Below are 15,936 nucleotides of genomic sequence, written 5' to 3'. Positions count from 1 at the left end.
GGTAACTGATTGTATAAGAATTATGTGTGGAATCGTAGGATACATTGGAACAAAGCGTGAAGCTTATCCTATTTTAATAAAAGGCTTACAGCGCCTTGAATATAGGGGATATGACAGTGCTGGTGTTGCATTGATAAATAAAGGTAGGGAATTGAATGTTTATAAGACAAAAGGAAAGGTTGCCGACCTGGAAGAGTTTTGTTCAGATAAGGACATAACTGGTAATGTTGGTATTGCACATACACGTTGGGCAACACATGGTGAACCTTCTTCATTAAATGCTCATCCGCATTATTCACAGTCGAAGAATCTTGCTATTATTCATAATGGCATCATTGAGAACTATGCAGAAATCAAGCATAATCTCATAGAAAAAGGAATGACATTTCAGTCAGAAACTGATACAGAAGTATTAGTGCAATTGATTGATTATATACAAACAAAGAAAAATCTTAGTTTGCTGGAAGCTGTTCAGTTAGCTCTTTATCAGGTAATTGGTGCATATGCCATAGCTATACTTGATAAGCGCAACCCAGATACTATTATTGCTGCACGTAAGCAGAGCCCATTAGTAGTGGGCATCGGTGATGGAGAGTTCTTTCTTGGCTCGGATGCCAGCCCTATTGTAGAGTTTACGGATAAGGTTGTATATTTGGACGATGGCAATATTGCCGTTATGAAGTTAGGAGAAGAGCTGAAGGTTGTTAATATTCTAAATGAAGAACTGTCACCAGAGGTACGTACAGTAGATATTAATCTTGGAGAGATAGAGAAAGGAGGCTTCCCTCACTTTATGCTCAAAGAGATTTTTGCACAGCCACAGTGTTTGAAGAATTGTATGCGAGGACGTGTACATCCAGAACATACTCAGGTGACGCTGAGAGCCTTGATGGATCATCGTGATAAGTTGTTGAATGCGAAGCGTATAATTATTGTTGCTTGTGGTACAAGTTGGCATGCAGGACTAATTGGTAAGCAGCTGATTGAGGAGTATTGTCGTATCCCTGTTCAGGTCGAGTATGCAAGTGAATTCCGTTATGGCAATCCAGTGGTTGGTGATGGTGATGTTGTAATTGCCATCTCACAGAGTGGCGAAACAGCAGATACACTTGCTGCAGTAGAACTTGCAAAATCAAAGGGTGCTTTTATTTATGGAATCTGTAATGCGATAGGCTCAAGCATTCCTCGTGCTACAGATACAGGAACTTATATTCATGTGGGGCCTGAGATTGGTGTAGCATCAACAAAGGCCTTCACAGGACAGGTTACTGTGTTGACAATGTTTGCACTTGCATTGGCTAATGCAAAAGGAAGTATTAGTGGAGGCGAGTATAATAAAGTGATAAAAGGGTTGGCAGAGATGCCATCTGTTATAGAAGAAGTGTTAAAGACAAACGATCAGATAGCAGACTTAGCCCGCACATTTACGTATGCCCGCAACTTCCTCTATCTTGGTCGAGGTTATAGTTATCCTGTAGCTTTGGAAGGTGCACTGAAGTTGAAGGAAATATCCTATATACATGCTGAAGGCTATCCAGCGGCAGAGATGAAACATGGACCAATAGCTTTGATAGATTCAGATATGCCTGTCGTAGCTATTGCAACTCATAATGGGATGTATGAAAAGGTTCGTAGTAATATCCAAGAAATAAAGGCGCGCCAAGGACGTGTGATTGCTTTAGTTTCAAAGGGAGATACAACCATCTCTAAAATAGCAGATGCTGTTATAGAACTTCCTGACATGATGGAATGTCTTGAGCCCTTAGTAGCAACGGTTCCATTGCAGCTGTTGGCTTATCATATCGCTGTTTGTAAAGGCAAAGATGTTGATCAGCCAAGAAATCTGGCTAAGTCTGTAACAGTAGAGTAAGGAGATGTTTGTGGTTGACACCAGACTTTATAAAGCATAGTCTGTGTATTTATTCTTAATGAATATGTCCAATGCACAGACAATGTTACTCCTAATAAAGTGACGTTTATATTCATCTTTCTTTTTATTAAGGAAGACATGGAAATAGATATACGATTTAAAAGTAAAAGAAAGACAGAAAACCTTATCAATGGAAAAGAACATTCATGAAGACTGCGGTGTTGCAATGATCCGATTGCTGAAGCCGCTTGAGTATTATCAGGAGAAGTATGGCACCTGGATGTATGCACTGAATAAACTCTATCTGATGATGGAGAAACAGCATAACCGTGGTCAGGAGGGAGCAGGTATGGCTTCTGTGAAGCTAGATTCTGAACCAGGTAATGAATATATGTTCCGTGAGCGTGCAGAGGGTAAGAATGCTGTAGCTGAGATTTTTGCCAATGTTCATAAGCATTATAATGACCTCCCTTCGGAGCAGTTGTCTGATGTTTCTTTTGCTAAAAAATATCTTCCGTTTGCGGGAGACCTATATATGGGCCACCTTCGGTACTCAACTACCGGTAAGAGTGGCCTTTCTTTTGTCCATCCGTTCCTACGTCGTAATAACTGGAAGGCAAAGAACCTCTGTATGTGTGGGAACTTCAATATGACCAATATTGGAGATGTTTTTGAGATTCTCACAGAGCAGGGACAATGTCCACGTATATACAGCGATACTAATATTTTGCTGGAGTTGATGGGACACAGACTTGATCGTGAGGTGGAACGTAATTTCGTTGATGCTCAGAAGTTAGGACTAACGAACCGTGATATCACCCACTATATTGAAGAGAATGTGCAGATGAGCAATGTTCTCAAGACAACGATGCAGCACTTTGATGGTGGCTACGTTATCTGTGGATTGACTGGTTCGGGTGAGATGTTCTCTATCCGTGATCCATGGTCAATTCGTCCAGCTTTCTATTATAAGAATGATGAGATTGTAGTCTTAGCAAGCGAACGCCCTGTTCTGCAGACAACATTCGACCTTGAGTGTGATGATATTCAAGAGTTAAAGCCTGGGCAAGCATTGATTGTCAATAAACGCGGTGAATGTTCATTGCAACAGATACTTGAACCTAAGAGTAATTCGGCATGCTCCTTTGAGCGAATCTATTTCTCACGAGGTTCTGATCGTGACATATACAAAGAGCGTGAAACACTTGGACGTCAGCTAACAGAACACGTTTTGAAAGCAGTTGACTATGACACAGAGCATACTGTACTCTCATATATTCCAAACACAGCTGAGGTTGCATTCTATGGTCTTGTACATGGCTTTAAGGAGCAAATTGACAAGAAGAAGGTTGAGCAAATTGCTGCTTTAGGTGCTAATGCTTCTTCAGAGGAGGTTTATCGCATTATTCATCAGGATGTACGCTCTGAGAAAGTAGCGTGGAAAGATATTAAGTTGCGCACTTTTATTACTGAAGGTAATTCGCGTAACGACCTTGCTTCTCATGTTTATGACGTTACATACGAGTGTATTAAACCTTATGAGGATAACCTCGTTATTATTGATGACTCTATCGTACGTGGTACAACATTGAAAGAAAGTATTCTTCGTATTCTCGACCGCTTGCATCCTAAGAAGATAGTAGTTGTTTCCAGTGCGCCACAGATTCGATTCCCAGATTACTATGGTATTGATATGCCACATCCAGAAGAGTTCTGTGTCTTCCGTGCAGTAATCGAATTGATACGCGAACGCGGTCTGGAAGACTTGCTTCGTGAGGTTTACGAGAATTGTAAGAAAGAATTGGCAAAGCCTAAGGGAGAGCCAATCTTCAATGCTGTTCGTGCAGTTTATAAGCCTTTCACAGTGGAGGACATTAATCGAAAGATTGTTGAGATGCTGCGCCCTGAAGGTATGACAACACCTGTTGAACTTGTATTCCAAAGTGTTGAAGGATTGCACAATGCAATTCCTAATCATCCAGGTGATTGGTATTTTACAGGAAACTATCCAACTCCAGGTGGTATGCGACTGGTCAATGAGGCTTTCGTGAGCTACTATGAGCGTGAACATTTGAACACAGTAAAAGCGTAATAATCGCTTGTCTGTATATTATTATCATGATAAAAAAGAATTATTTTCATGAAAAGAAATCTTTCTTTTCACGATAAAAAATATTTCTTTTCATGAAAAGAAATTTCAATCCAACAATACTATAAGCAATGAGGAACGTAACTTTAGTCCTAAGTGACGGAACAAAATTCCATGGAAAGTCGTTTGGATACGATGCAGCAGTAGCTGGTGAAGTGGTCTTCAACACAGCTATGATGGGTTATCCAGAGAGCTTGACTGACCCTTCATACGCAGGTCAGCTACTAACAATGACCTTCCCGCTGGTAGGTAACTATGGTGTGCCACCTTTTTCCATAGAGGAAAGTGGTATTCCAACCTTCATGGAGAGTGATAAAATCTATGTTTCAGCCTTGATAGTGTCTGATTATACAGAGAAGTATTCGCACTGGAATGCAGTAGAAAGTCTGGCAGACTGGCTGAAGAGAGAACACGTACCAGGTATTACTGGTATCGATACACGTGAACTTACTAAGGTGCTACGTGAACACGGAGTGATGATGGGTAAGATTCTCTTTGATGATGAACCAGATAATATCCCAGAAGCTGATTATGAAGGAGTTAACTTTGTCGATCGTGTTTCTACAAAGGAGATTCTTCGCTATAATGAGGGTGCTGGTAAGAAGGTTGTGCTTGTTGACTGTGGTGTAAAAGCAAACATTATCCGTTCACTTATCAACAGAGGTGTTGAGGTTATCCGTGTACCTTGGAACTATGATTATACTGGTATGGAGTATGATGGTCTCTTCCTCGGTAATGGTCCTGGTGATCCTGATATGTGCAATGATGCTGTTGAGGTTATCCGTAAGCAGATGAACATGAGCAAGAAGCCTATCTGTGGAATCTGTATGGGTAATCAGTTGCTTTCAAAGGCTGCTGGTGCAAAGATTTATAAGTTGAAATACGGTCATCGTGGACATAACCAGCCTGTTCGTATGGTGGGGACTGACAAGTGTTACATTACCTCACAGAACCATGGTTATGCGGTTGATGCATCGACACTAGACAAGGATTGGAAAGAACTCTTTGTCAATATGAATGACGGAAGTAATGAAGGTATCTGTCACAAGGAGAATCCTTGGTTTACCTCTCAGTTCCATCCAGAGGCTTGCTCTGGTCCGGTTGATACTTACTTTATGTTTGATAAATTTGTAGAAACACTGAAATAATGAAAGACGAGTCAGTAAAGAAAGTCCTGATACTTGGTTCAGGCGCATTAAAGATAGGTGAGGCAGGCGAGTTTGATTACTCTGGTTCACAGGCGTTGAAGGCATTACGCGAAGAAGGTGTTTCTACGGTTTTGATTAACCCAAACATTGCTACGGTACAGACTTCTGAGGGTGTTGCAGATCAGATTTATTTCCTTCCTGTACAGCCTTATTTCGTTGAGCGTGTCATAGAGAAAGAACGTCCAGATGGTATCTTACTATCGTTCGGGGGACAGACGGCGTTGAACTGTGGCGTTGAATTGGATAAGACAGGCGTTTTACAGAAGTATAATGTAAAGGTTTTAGGTACTCCTGTAAAAGCGATTATGGATACTGAAGATCGTGAACTCTTCGTAGAACGGTTAGATGAGATTGACGTAAAGACTATCAAGAGTGAAGCTTGTGAGGATATTCAGCAGGCACGCCAGGCTGCTAAGAGTCTTGGTTACCCTGTTATCGTTCGTGCAGCTTACGCATTGGGAGGCCTTGGAAGTGGTTTCGCTGATAATGAAGAAGAGTTGAATACACTCTGCGAGAAGGCTTTCTCATTCTCACCTCAAGTATTGGTTGAGAAAAGTTTGAAGGGTTGGAAGGAGATTGAGTACGAGGTAGTACGTGACCGATATGACAATTGTATTACCGTTTGTAACATGGAGAATTTCGACCCATTGGGTATTCATACTGGTGAGTCTATCGTTATTGCACCATCTCAAACACTCTCAAACAGCGAGTACCATAAGCTTCGTGCGTTGTCTATCAAGATTGTACGCCACATTGGTATTGTTGGTGAATGTAATGTTCAGTATGCTTTTGACCCAGAGAGTGAAGACTATCGTGTGATTGAGGTGAATGCTCGTTTGTCACGTTCTTCTGCACTCGCTAGTAAGGCTACAGGTTATCCTCTTGCTTTCGTGGCAGCTAAGTTGGGTATGGGTTATGGACTCTTTGACTTGAAGAACTCTGTGACGAAGACTACCTCTGCCTTCTTTGAGCCAGCACTTGACTATGTAGTTTGCAAGATTCCACGTTGGGACCTCAGTAAGTTCCGTGGTGTTGATAGAGAGTTAGGTTCAAGTATGAAGTCAGTCGGTGAAGTGATGGCTATTGGTCGTAACTTCGAGGAAGCTATTCAGAAGGGACTTCGCATGATAGGACAGGGTATGCACGGCTTTGTGGAGAACAAAGAGTTACAGATTGATGACCTTGATGCTGCTCTTCGCGAACCAACTGATAAGCGTGTCTTCCTTATCTCTAAGGCAATGCACAAGGGATATACGGTTGATCAGATTCATGAACTGACCAAGATTGACCGTTGGTTCCTCTATAAGCTAAAGCATATCATTGATATTGATGAGGAGTTGAAACGCAAGAATATCAATACACTTGATAAGGACCTCTTACATACTGCTAAGGTTTATGGTTTTACAGACTTCCAAATCGCACGTGCTGTTGGTTTGGAGGAAGAGTGCAAGAAGATGCACGAAGCGATGAGAATCGTTCGTCGTCTGCGTAAGAGTTTTGGTATTCTTCCTGTTGTTAAGCAGATTGATACATTGGCTGCCGAGTATCCTGCACAGACCAATTACCTCTATGTTACATACGCTGGTGTAGCTTCAGATGTTACGTTCCCTAATGACCGCAACTCGGTTATTGTACTTGGTTCAGGTGCTTATCGTATTGGTAGCTCTGTAGAGTTCGACTGGTGTGGTGTTCAGGCATTGAATACTATTCGCCGTCAGGGTTATCGTTCTATCATGATCAACTACAACCCAGAGACTGTTTCAACAGATTACGATATGTGTGATCGTCTCTATTTTGATGAGTTGACCTTCGAACGTGTAATGGATATCATTGATGCAGAGAATCCACATGGAGTGATTGTGTCAACTGGTGGTCAGATTCCTAACAACCTTGCGATGTATCTTGATGAGGAGAATGTGCCAATTCTTGGAACAGCTGCAAAGGATATTGATAATGCAGAGGACCGTGCAAAGTTCTCATCAATGCTCACAGAGAATGGTATCAACCAGCCGGAATGGAGCGCATTGACAAGCATGGATGATATTGATAAGTTCGTTGACCGTGTAGGCTTCCCTGTCTTAGTACGTCCATCTTATGTACTTTCTGGTGCTGCTATGAACGTCTGTTCAAACAAAGACGAGCTTACTCGCTTCCTTCAGTTGGCTGCAAACGTCAGCGAGGACCATCCAGTTGTGGTAAGTAAGTTCATTGAGCACGCTAAGGAGATTGAAATGGATGCTGTAGCACAGGATGGTGAGATTGTAGCATACGCTATCTCTGAGCACATTGAGTTTGCTGGTGTTCACTCTGGTGATGCTACAATTCAGTTCCCACCACAGAAGCTTTATGTTGAGACGATGCGTCGTATTAAGCGCATTAGCCGTCAGATAGCAAAGAAACTACATATCAACGGACCATTCAATATTCAGTTTATGGCACGTGATAATGACATCCTCGTTATCGAGTGTAATCTCCGTGCAAGTCGTTCGTTCCCATTTGTAAGTAAGGTCTTGAAGATAAATTTCATAGATTTAGCTACGAAGATTATGCTTGGCGTACCAGTGGAGAAGCCTAGCAAGAACCTCTTCGACCTTGATTATGTTGGTATAAAAGCTTCTCAGTTCTCATTCAATCGTTTGCAGAAGGCTGACCCAGTGTTGGGTGTTGATATGAGTTCTACTGGTGAGGTTGGTTGCTTGGGTGATGACACTTCAACGGCATTGCTAAAGTCTATGCTCTCAGTTGGTCTCCGCATCCCAAAGAAGACCATTCTGTTATCAACAGGTGGTGCAAAACAGAAGGCTGACATGCTTGATGCAGCAAAGATGTTGAAGCAGCATGGCTACGAACTTTATGCGACAGTTGGTACATCTAAGTATCTTGCTGAGAACGGAATTGAGAATACTTGTGTCTATATGCCTTCAGATGAGGGAAAGCATCCACAAGCGCTTGACCTATTACATGAGAAGAAGATAGACATGGTTGTAAATATGCCAAAGGACCTTACACCGCGTGAGTTGACTAATGGTTACAAGATTCGTCGTGCAGCGATTGACCTCAATGTACCTTTGGTCACGAACAGTCGATTAGCAAGTGCCTTTATCTCTGCCTTCTGCAATGTCACTTTGGATGACATTGATATTAAAGCATGGGGAGAATATAAATAGTTTAAGGGGCCAGAAGTTAAGAGAGTTTGAATAATTTCTCTGATTTTCTGGTCCTTATCTTTTTCTTCTTAAAAATGAAACAATATCCTATGAAGTTACTGCCCATAGTTTTTGTTACTTTTGCGGCAGTAGCGATTGCGTCTTGCTCTGGTCATTCTTTACGTGGGGTAGGACATTATGATACGACACAGGTTGACACCATGTTAGCTGTCAACCTTGATAGTGCCTCATCAGGTGATGGGACATTTGTTTCATCATGGATTTACCTCAACGATTCTGCAGTAGCGAAGATGCAGAGTGCACCCAATAAGAAATCCCAGATTACGATGTCAAATCGTATGACACTCCGTGTACGTTATCTTGGACGTGTTGGAGTGGAAGCGTGTATGATTCTTGGTGATGGTGAACAGTTTGCTGGAAATAGTTATGACTCAAGCAATTTCGTTCGGGTATATGCGTATGGAAAAGAGGTTGGACGTTTTACTTATAAACCAGGTATCAGTAAGCAGACTGATTCTGCCTTTATTCAAAGTCCTGAGGCTTTTGTTGATTGCCTTCGTAAGAATCGCTCGCTTAAGATTGAGACAACGACCTTTACTAGTGGAACGCTTGTTTATAGCTTTGATGCTGTTGACGCATTGGCACGAAGAAAATAAGAGTGAAGCCTCATCTTTTGGATGATTATATTTTTTTGTGAGGCTATTGTTTATATCTTTAGTTATCAGTTTTTTATTAACGGATTGTATTTAAAGTCAAAGATTATAATGAAGAAAGGACTTGTGTTAGAAGGAGGAGCCATGCGCGGCTTGTTTTCAGCTGGTGTGATGGATGTTCTGATGGAAAAAAATCTATGGCCTGATGGTGTTGTTGGTGTTTCAGCGGGTGCTGCATTTGGATGCAACATGAAGTCGAAGCAGTACGGACGTGTTCTGAGATACAATCAGAAATTAGCACACGATTGGCGTTATGCTTCCTTGCGCTCACTCCTGACAACGGGTGATTATTATGGTGGAGAATATGCTTACCATTATATGCCTCGTCATATTGATTACTTTGATGTTGATACCTTTCGAGAAAATCCTATGGAATTTTGGGCAGTATGTACGAATGTAGGTACTGGAAAGGCTGAATACAAACGCTTGATGGAAGTTGATGATAATTGCTTAGAATATATCCGTGCTTCTGCTTCTATGCCCATTGCCGCACGTATTGTGACGATAGAAGGTAAGAAACTTTTGGATGGTGGAATAGCCGATTCTATCCCACTTCGTTTTTTTCAGGAACAAGGGTATGACCATAATCTCGTAGTACTTACTCAGCCTGATGGTTTTGTTAAAGAGCCAAACTCATTGATGCCGTTAATGCGTATGTGGTTACATCGTCATCCACGTGTTGTAAGGGCTTTGGAGCAACGCCATATCATGTATAATGAGCAGTTAGCCTACGTTCGTGAAGAAGAAAAGAAGCCCAATACCTTAGTGCTTCGTCCTAAAAGAAAACTAACCATAGGACATTTCTCACACGACCCAGCAATGATGCAAGCTACTTATGACCAGGGTAGGGAAGTTGCTTTGGAACATCTAGTTGAGATAAAGGAGTTGTTTGGAGTGAATGAGGTGAAATAAGTTATGCGATGTCCAAAAGTGACATCTTATAAATAAAGATTCAAATAAATCTCAGATTAATCATTTGGAGAAAATTATCTGCCATAAAAATACAAGATTAATATGAATACAACAACAAACGATAAAATCAGTATATTATTTATTTGCTTAGGTAATATTTGTCGCTCTCCGGCTGCACATGCCGTAATGCAACATCTTGTTGAAAAATGCGGTTGTGCTGATAAATATATGATAGATTCGGCTGGTATTGGTAATTGGCATGTTGGACAGTTACCTGATAAGCGCATGCGTGAATTTGGCAGACTGCGGGGGTATAATGTTAATCATCATGCTCGCCAGTTTGATGCCCGTCGAGATTTTGAGTTATTCGATAAGATTGTCGTCATGGACGAGGACAATTATCGTAATATTACGTCTCAAGCACCTAATAAAGAAGCAAGAAACAAAGTTGTGAGAATGACTGATTTCTTTACGAAACATCCTTCAGCTACTTGTGTTCCTGATCCATATTATGGTGATGCAGAGGATTTTAACTTAGCCCTCGACTTAATAGAAGATGGATGCGAAGGTATTCTCAATACACTCTAATGCTTTCCTATGAATCGTAACTGGCAAAGTTGAGGCGAGTCTATTTTAAATTGGTCATTTATGTATCATAGTTAGTTTATCCCTCCGCACACGTGGTGTTAAGCCTCCGCACCAAATGTGTTAAGCCTCCGCACAACTCGTGTTAAGCCTCCGCACCATTTCAGTAGGATATCAGTACAATAGCGAGTGATAGTAAACATTCAGATACATGGTAGTAATGTCTTACTATTCAGGGACAAACAGCTCACACGATTCGTTTTCCAGCTTTGTTCTCTCACAAGTCTTTATAATAAAACTCCCATAACGCTACCGAAGTTGGTAGGATTATGGGAGTTTCTGTTTTATGTCTTAATTTCTTATATTATTCCATTGTCTTCAGTATCTCCTGGCAGAGCATATATCCCTTAATCATCATACGTGGAATGTGGAAAGGACCTTTGAAGAGATTACCCTTTGCAGGTTGTGCAACGGTTCCATCACGATGGAGGTAACCGTACCACTCAGGGTAGTCTTGGTCTAGGAAGTGGGCGTATGTCCACTCGCTAATACGCTGATGACGATAAAGATACTCCTCGTCGCCTGTTCCAAGGTAAGCATAGAGAGATGCAATGATTGTCTCGCACTGTGGCCACCAGAACTTCATATCCTGCGAGTAGTCTTGTGGTGGGAGGTTGCGGCAGTCTCGGAAGTTGATGATACCACCATATTGCTTGTCCCATCCCCAGTCCCATGACCAGTCGAAGATAGTGAGGGCGGTGTCGAGTAAGTCTTTATCCCAGTTGCGTAACTTCGCTTCCTCCATAATAAACCAAGCCGTTTCAATGCAATGACCAGGGTTGATGGTACGTGCTGCATTGGTATCAATGAATTCTCCCTTTGGACCGACTGTTTCAAGCAATGCCTTAAACTCTGGGTGCATGAAGTAGCGACGGAGCAATGAGATAGAATCATCAATCTGCTGGGTTAGTGTTGGATCGTCAATCACTGCACGTAAACGTGAGCCAACGTTGATGAGAATCATAATGATAGAATGGCTCTGCATCTCTACACCTGCCTCATACTTAGATGGAAGGAAGCCCGGAGTAGAGAGAAAACGCTGTGCATCGTGGAACACCTGTAACGCTCTTTCTGCATAGTGTTTGTCACCTGTTGCCAAAGAGTATTCGGCAAAAGCTATCGCTGCAAATGTCTCTGAGAAAACATAGCGACGCTTACGCAGTGGCTTGCCCTCTGCTGTTACCTCAAAATACATGTGTCCATTCTCATCAAAGCAATGCTTCTCTATGAAGTTGATGGCAGACTTAGCTGCTTCAAGCCATTCCTGATTCTTTTCTACATTGTTGTATGCAAAGGCACAGATGAAAGCCCATCGTCCTTGGAACCATACCGACTTTGTCGTGTCCATTAATGAACCATCACGATTCAAACAGGTGTATATACCGCCATTCTCCTTGTCCCAACCATGGCTCAACCAGAAAGGCATAATGTTGTTTGTTAGGTCGTTCTTGTAGGTTTCAGCCCATGAACGTAAGTATTCTTTTTTATCCATAATTTTAGGTGATATAGACAATATTCTATTTCTAAATTGTTGATTAAGTAATGCAGAAGAAAAGTATCTGTTTGCAATAGGTGTCTTGGATGAACTTATCTCTTATCCAAATAAAAGAATTGAATCTCCCGTTACTCCATGAATCATATAAAGCTTATTTTAGCACTTTCGCAAGGAATTCAGAAGTGTAGCTCTCCTTATTTTTTGCCACTACTTCTGGTGTTCCACAACTCAGCACACGACCACCACCACGACCACCTTCTGGCCCCATGTCAATAATATAATCGGCAAGTTTGATGACATCGAGGTTATGTTCGATGATGATAACAGTATTGCCACGGTCCACAAGTTTCTGCAACACATCCATTAAGATACGGATATCTTCAAAGTGTAAACCGGTTGTTGGTTCATCAAGAATGTATAGCGTCTTACCAGTATCACGTTTAGCGAGTTCTGTCGCTAACTTTACACGCTGACTCTCACCACCAGAGAGGGTAGTGGAACTTTGTCCAAGTTTGATATAGCCTAATCCAACATCCTGTAAAGCCTTTATCTTTGGTAATATCTGCGGAACATTCTCAAAAAACTCAACCGCCATATTGACTGTCATATCTAATACGTCAGCAATTGACTTGCCTTTGAAGCGTACTTCAAGCGTTTCACGGTTATAACGTTTGCCATGACATACCTCGCAAGGTACCATCACGTCAGGTAAGAAGTTCATTTCAATAGTTTTGTAACCATTTCCGCCACAGGTTTCACAGCGTCCTCCCTTCACGTTAAATGAGAATCGTCCCGGTTTGTAACCACGAATCTTTGCTTCAGGAAGATTGACGAAGAGTTGACGAATATCTGAGAAAACACCTGTATAAGTGGCAGGATTGCTACGTGGTGTACGTCCAATCGGACTTTGGTCAACATTCACCACTTTGTCTATGTTGTCTATGCCTTCAATCTTTCCGTAAGGCATTGGACGCTTTAGTGAGCGGTAGAAGTGTTGTGAAAGGATAGGCTGTAAAGTCTCATTGATGAGTGTACTCTTTCCTGAACCTGACACACCAGTGACTACAATCAGTTCACCAAGTGGGAAGGTTACGTTTACATCCTTGAGGTTATTACCTTTACAACCAATGAGTTGGACGGTCTTTCCATTGCCTTTCCTACGTTCCTTAGGTATTTCGATAGCACGTGCACCATTCAGGTATTGTGCTGTGAGTGTATGCGTCTTAAGCATATCAGTAGGCTTTCCTTGGAAGACAACCTCCCCACCTTTGCGACCAGCTTTTGGCCCGATGTCTATTACCCAGTCAGCGACACGCATCATGTCTTCGTCGTGTTCCACAACGATGACGGTATTCCCCATATCACGTAGTTCCTTAAGTGAATTAATGAGACGTTCGTTATCGCATTGATGCAGACCAATGGAAGGCTCGTCAAGAATATAAAGCACGTTAACCAACTGCGAACCAATCTGCGTTGCAAGACGGATACGCTGACTCTCTCCACCAGAGAGGGTGGCACTCTGACGATTTAATGCAAGATAGTCAAGACCCACATCCAATAGAAAGTTTATACGCTTACGAATCTCTTTTATGATTTCTACGGCAATCGTAAGTTGCTTCTCATTCATGTGTTCCTCAACATGATCAATCCAACCTTTCAACTCTGTGATGTCCATTTCTGCAAGGTCGGCAATGTTTTTGTCCCATATTTTATACGACAATGTCTCACGATTTAGTCGGTGACCATGACATTCTGGACATCGTACTTCAGCTATGAACTGGTCTGCCCATTTCTTTCCTGTTGATGAGTCATCATTCTCCATAACTGTGCGGAGGTACTTTATGATGCCATCAAAGGATACAAAGTAATCAGAAGTGGTATGAACAAGCTCTTTGGCAATCTTCAACTTTTCAAGTGAACCATACAAGACTTCATCCATTGCCTCTTTTGGAATGTCTTTAACTGGTGTTTTCAGACTACAATCATAATGTTTTAGTAATGCATCTATCTGCCAGAATATCATCTGGTTTTTGTATTTCCCTAAAGGAACAATTGCACCGCTATGAATGTCTAGTTTGTCATCTGGTATAACCTTCTTTAAGTCTATCTCATCAATGACTCCTAAGCCTTTGCACTGAGGGCAGGCTCCTTCTGGAGAGTTGAATGAGAAGATGTTTGGTGCAGGATCTTTATATGCAATACCTGTGATAGGGTCCATCAGTCGTTTAGAAAAGTATTTAGCTTCATTACGCTCGTTATCAAGAATCATAATCAAACCTTCTCCCTGTTTCATTGCTGTTGAAACCGTCTTTGCTAAACGCTCACGTAGGGTATCATTCTCCGTACCACCAAGCTTCATCTTGTCGATAACAACTTCGATGTTATGGTTTTTGTAACGATCTACTTTCATGCCACGCGTAAGTTCCTCTATCTCTCCATCTATGCGTATATACAGATAACCTTTGCGACGCATTTGCTCAAAGAGTTCACGATAGTGACCTTTACGATTGCGGATGAGTGGGGCAAGGATGTGTATCTTTCTACCTTGATAATCAGACATAATCATATCAACCACCTTCTCCTCCGTATATTTTACCATCTTCTCACCACTCATGTAAGAGTAAGCTTCACCTGCACGAGCAAAGAGAAGTCGGAGAAAATCGTATATCTCGGTAGTTGTTCCAACGGTAGAGCGAGGGTTCTTATTCGTTGTCTTTTGTTCAATTGAGATAACAGGAGAGAGTCCTATAATCTTATCTACGTCAGGACGCTCCATATTTCCAAGGAAGTTGCGTGCGTATGCCGAGAAGGTCTCAATGTAGCGACGCTGTCCTTCAGCGAAAATAGTGTCGAAGGCAAGCGAACTCTTTCCCGAACCAGATAGTCCGGTAAAAACTGTAAGTGAGTTGCGTGGGATGGTTACATCTATATTCTTCAGATTATGTACTCTGGCTCCGAAGACTTCTATTTTTTCTTTCATTATTGAGTGCTAATGTGTTGAGTGTTGATGGATAGTTGAATCCTTAGTTGTTCTTTTATGAAATAATAGTCAATTAATAAGAATTTAATTTATGACTAATATTCATTACTTCCTCATCTTGTATTCTGCGTATATCCTCTAAGGAGGTTGACATCTCGACGGATATGAAACTCTTTTCCATCAGCTCCCTTAGCAGTGACGTTGACGAAGTAAGTTCCTTGTGCTACATCTTTTCCTTTATATTTGCCATCCCAGCCACCAGCAGGGTCGTTCCATTCATAAATCTTTTGTCCCCAGCGATTGAATATGATAGCTTTGAACTCAACAATACTTTTATATCCTGGTTTTGCACGATAGACATCATTGATACCATCGCCATTAGGAGAGAAGGCATTAGGCATTTGAAGGCTGCTCTCACTGATAGAGAAGCTGATAGCATTATAGCGTGTAGTGTCCCCATTGAGAATCTCATAGAGGATAACCCTTGTTGTTCCCGCCTCTGTGAAGGTGTATTCTGTATTCTCATCATAACGGATAAGAAAGGCTGAACGAGGATTCTTTTGATTGAAGAAATGCCATTCGTAATTAGTGGACGTATTGTTTGGGGTGAGCGGATTAGCTGAGAATGCAATTGTTAGAGGAGCTGAACCAACATAGGTATCACCCGCTGCAATTGTATTTGTTTCTCCATTAGCATCGGTATATTTACCTGATGGTTGACAATTTTGTGTCCATGCTATAGCAGGAAGTAGCATCGACAGCATCACACCAAATATTCTGAGTTTATATTGTTCCAT

10 protein-coding genes are annotated in these 15,936 nt (G+C 41.7%); 7 read left to right on the top strand and 3 right to left on the bottom strand.

The window, feature by feature from the left end:
* The first annotated feature begins 22 nt into the window (after positions 1 to 22).
* The 7 genes from glmS to J4856_RS09465 all read left to right on the top strand — a co-directional run bounded on the left by glmS (position 23) and on the right by J4856_RS09465 (position 10,607).
* Entirely contained in the window at positions 23 to 1,870 is a 1,848-nt protein-coding gene (gene glmS, locus J4856_RS09495) for a glutamine--fructose-6-phosphate transaminase (isomerizing) (RefSeq protein WP_065367772.1), read from the top strand.
* A 190-nt stretch (positions 1,871 to 2,060) separates the two neighbouring features.
* A complete protein-coding gene (locus J4856_RS09490) occupies positions 2,061 to 3,962 on the top strand; it encodes an amidophosphoribosyltransferase (RefSeq protein ID WP_065367773.1) in 1,902 nt (633 codons plus the stop codon).
* Between the two features lie 128 nt (positions 3,963 to 4,090).
* The gene (gene carA / locus J4856_RS09485) at positions 4,091 to 5,167 is read left to right on the top strand and encodes a glutamine-hydrolyzing carbamoyl-phosphate synthase small subunit (protein ID WP_065367774.1); all 1,077 of its coding nucleotides are present in this window, start codon (positions 4,091 to 4,093) and stop codon (positions 5,165 to 5,167) included.
* Positions 5,167 to 8,394, top strand: coding sequence for a carbamoyl-phosphate synthase (glutamine-hydrolyzing) large subunit (gene carB / locus J4856_RS09480; protein ID WP_065367775.1), 3,228 nt, complete (start codon positions 5,167 to 5,169; stop codon positions 8,392 to 8,394). The genes carA and carB overlap by 1 nt, the downstream gene beginning before the upstream one ends.
* Positions 8,395 to 8,468: 74 nt before the next feature.
* A complete protein-coding gene (locus tag J4856_RS09475; protein ID WP_044081068.1) occupies positions 8,469 to 9,050 on the top strand; it encodes a hypothetical protein in 582 nt (193 codons plus the stop codon).
* Between the two features lie 108 nt (positions 9,051 to 9,158).
* Positions 9,159 to 10,019: a patatin-like phospholipase family protein gene (locus J4856_RS09470; RefSeq protein ID WP_065367872.1), complete on the top strand. Its 861-nt coding sequence runs from the start codon at positions 9,159 to 9,161 to the stop codon at positions 10,017 to 10,019.
* Positions 10,020 to 10,121: 102 nt separating this feature from the next.
* A complete protein-coding gene (locus J4856_RS09465) occupies positions 10,122 to 10,607 on the top strand; it encodes a low molecular weight protein-tyrosine-phosphatase (protein ID WP_025838043.1) in 486 nt (161 codons plus the stop codon).
* A 361-nt stretch (positions 10,608 to 10,968) separates the two neighbouring features.
* Here J4856_RS09465 and J4856_RS09460 read toward each other — a convergent pair whose 3' ends face one another.
* The 3 genes from J4856_RS09460 to J4856_RS09450 form a co-directional block, all read right to left on the bottom strand.
* Entirely contained in the window at positions 10,969 to 12,156 is a 1,188-nt protein-coding gene (locus J4856_RS09460; RefSeq protein ID WP_065367776.1) for an AGE family epimerase/isomerase, read from the bottom strand.
* A 154-nt stretch (positions 12,157 to 12,310) separates the two neighbouring features.
* The gene (gene uvrA, locus J4856_RS09455; protein WP_025838045.1) at positions 12,311 to 15,139 is read right to left on the bottom strand and encodes an excinuclease ABC subunit UvrA; all 2,829 of its coding nucleotides are present in this window, start codon (positions 15,137 to 15,139) and stop codon (positions 12,311 to 12,313) included.
* Between the two features lie 113 nt (positions 15,140 to 15,252).
* Positions 15,253 to 15,936, bottom strand: a complete 684-nt coding sequence (locus J4856_RS09450) for a T9SS type B sorting domain-containing protein (protein WP_025838047.1) — start codon at positions 15,934 to 15,936, stop codon at positions 15,253 to 15,255.

The organism is Prevotella scopos JCM 17725, from assembly GCF_018127785.1.
GTDB lineage: Bacteria > Bacteroidota > Bacteroidia > Bacteroidales > Bacteroidaceae > Prevotella > Prevotella scopos.
Note: the sequence above shows the minus strand (reverse complement) of the source record. Positions and strands in the feature narration are given on the sequence as shown.

What these genes read in the sequence shown, in the direction of transcription:
- glmS (WP_065367772.1), top strand. Translation starts at nt 23, where the DNA reads ATGTGTGGAATCGTAGGATACATTGGAACAAAGCGTGAAGCTTATCCT.
- uvrA (WP_025838045.1), bottom strand. Translation starts at nt 15,139, where the DNA reads ATGAAAGAAAAAATAGAAGTCTTCGGAGCCAGAGTACATAATCTGAAG.
- J4856_RS09475 (WP_044081068.1), top strand. Translation starts at nt 8,469, where the DNA reads ATGAAACAATATCCTATGAAGTTACTGCCCATAGTTTTTGTTACTTTT.
- J4856_RS09450 (WP_025838047.1), bottom strand. Translation starts at nt 15,936, where the DNA reads ATGGAACAATATAAACTCAGAATATTTGGTGTGATGCTGTCGATGCTA.
- J4856_RS09460 (WP_065367776.1), bottom strand. Translation starts at nt 12,156, where the DNA reads ATGGATAAAAAAGAATACTTACGTTCATGGGCTGAAACCTACAAGAAC.
- carB (WP_065367775.1), top strand. Translation starts at nt 5,167, where the DNA reads ATGAAAGACGAGTCAGTAAAGAAAGTCCTGATACTTGGTTCAGGCGCA.
- J4856_RS09490 (WP_065367773.1), top strand. Translation starts at nt 2,061, where the DNA reads ATGGAAAAGAACATTCATGAAGACTGCGGTGTTGCAATGATCCGATTG.
- J4856_RS09465 (WP_025838043.1), top strand. Translation starts at nt 10,122, where the DNA reads ATGAATACAACAACAAACGATAAAATCAGTATATTATTTATTTGCTTA.
- J4856_RS09470 (WP_065367872.1), top strand. Translation starts at nt 9,159, where the DNA reads ATGAAGAAAGGACTTGTGTTAGAAGGAGGAGCCATGCGCGGCTTGTTT.
- carA (WP_065367774.1), top strand. Translation starts at nt 4,091, where the DNA reads ATGAGGAACGTAACTTTAGTCCTAAGTGACGGAACAAAATTCCATGGA.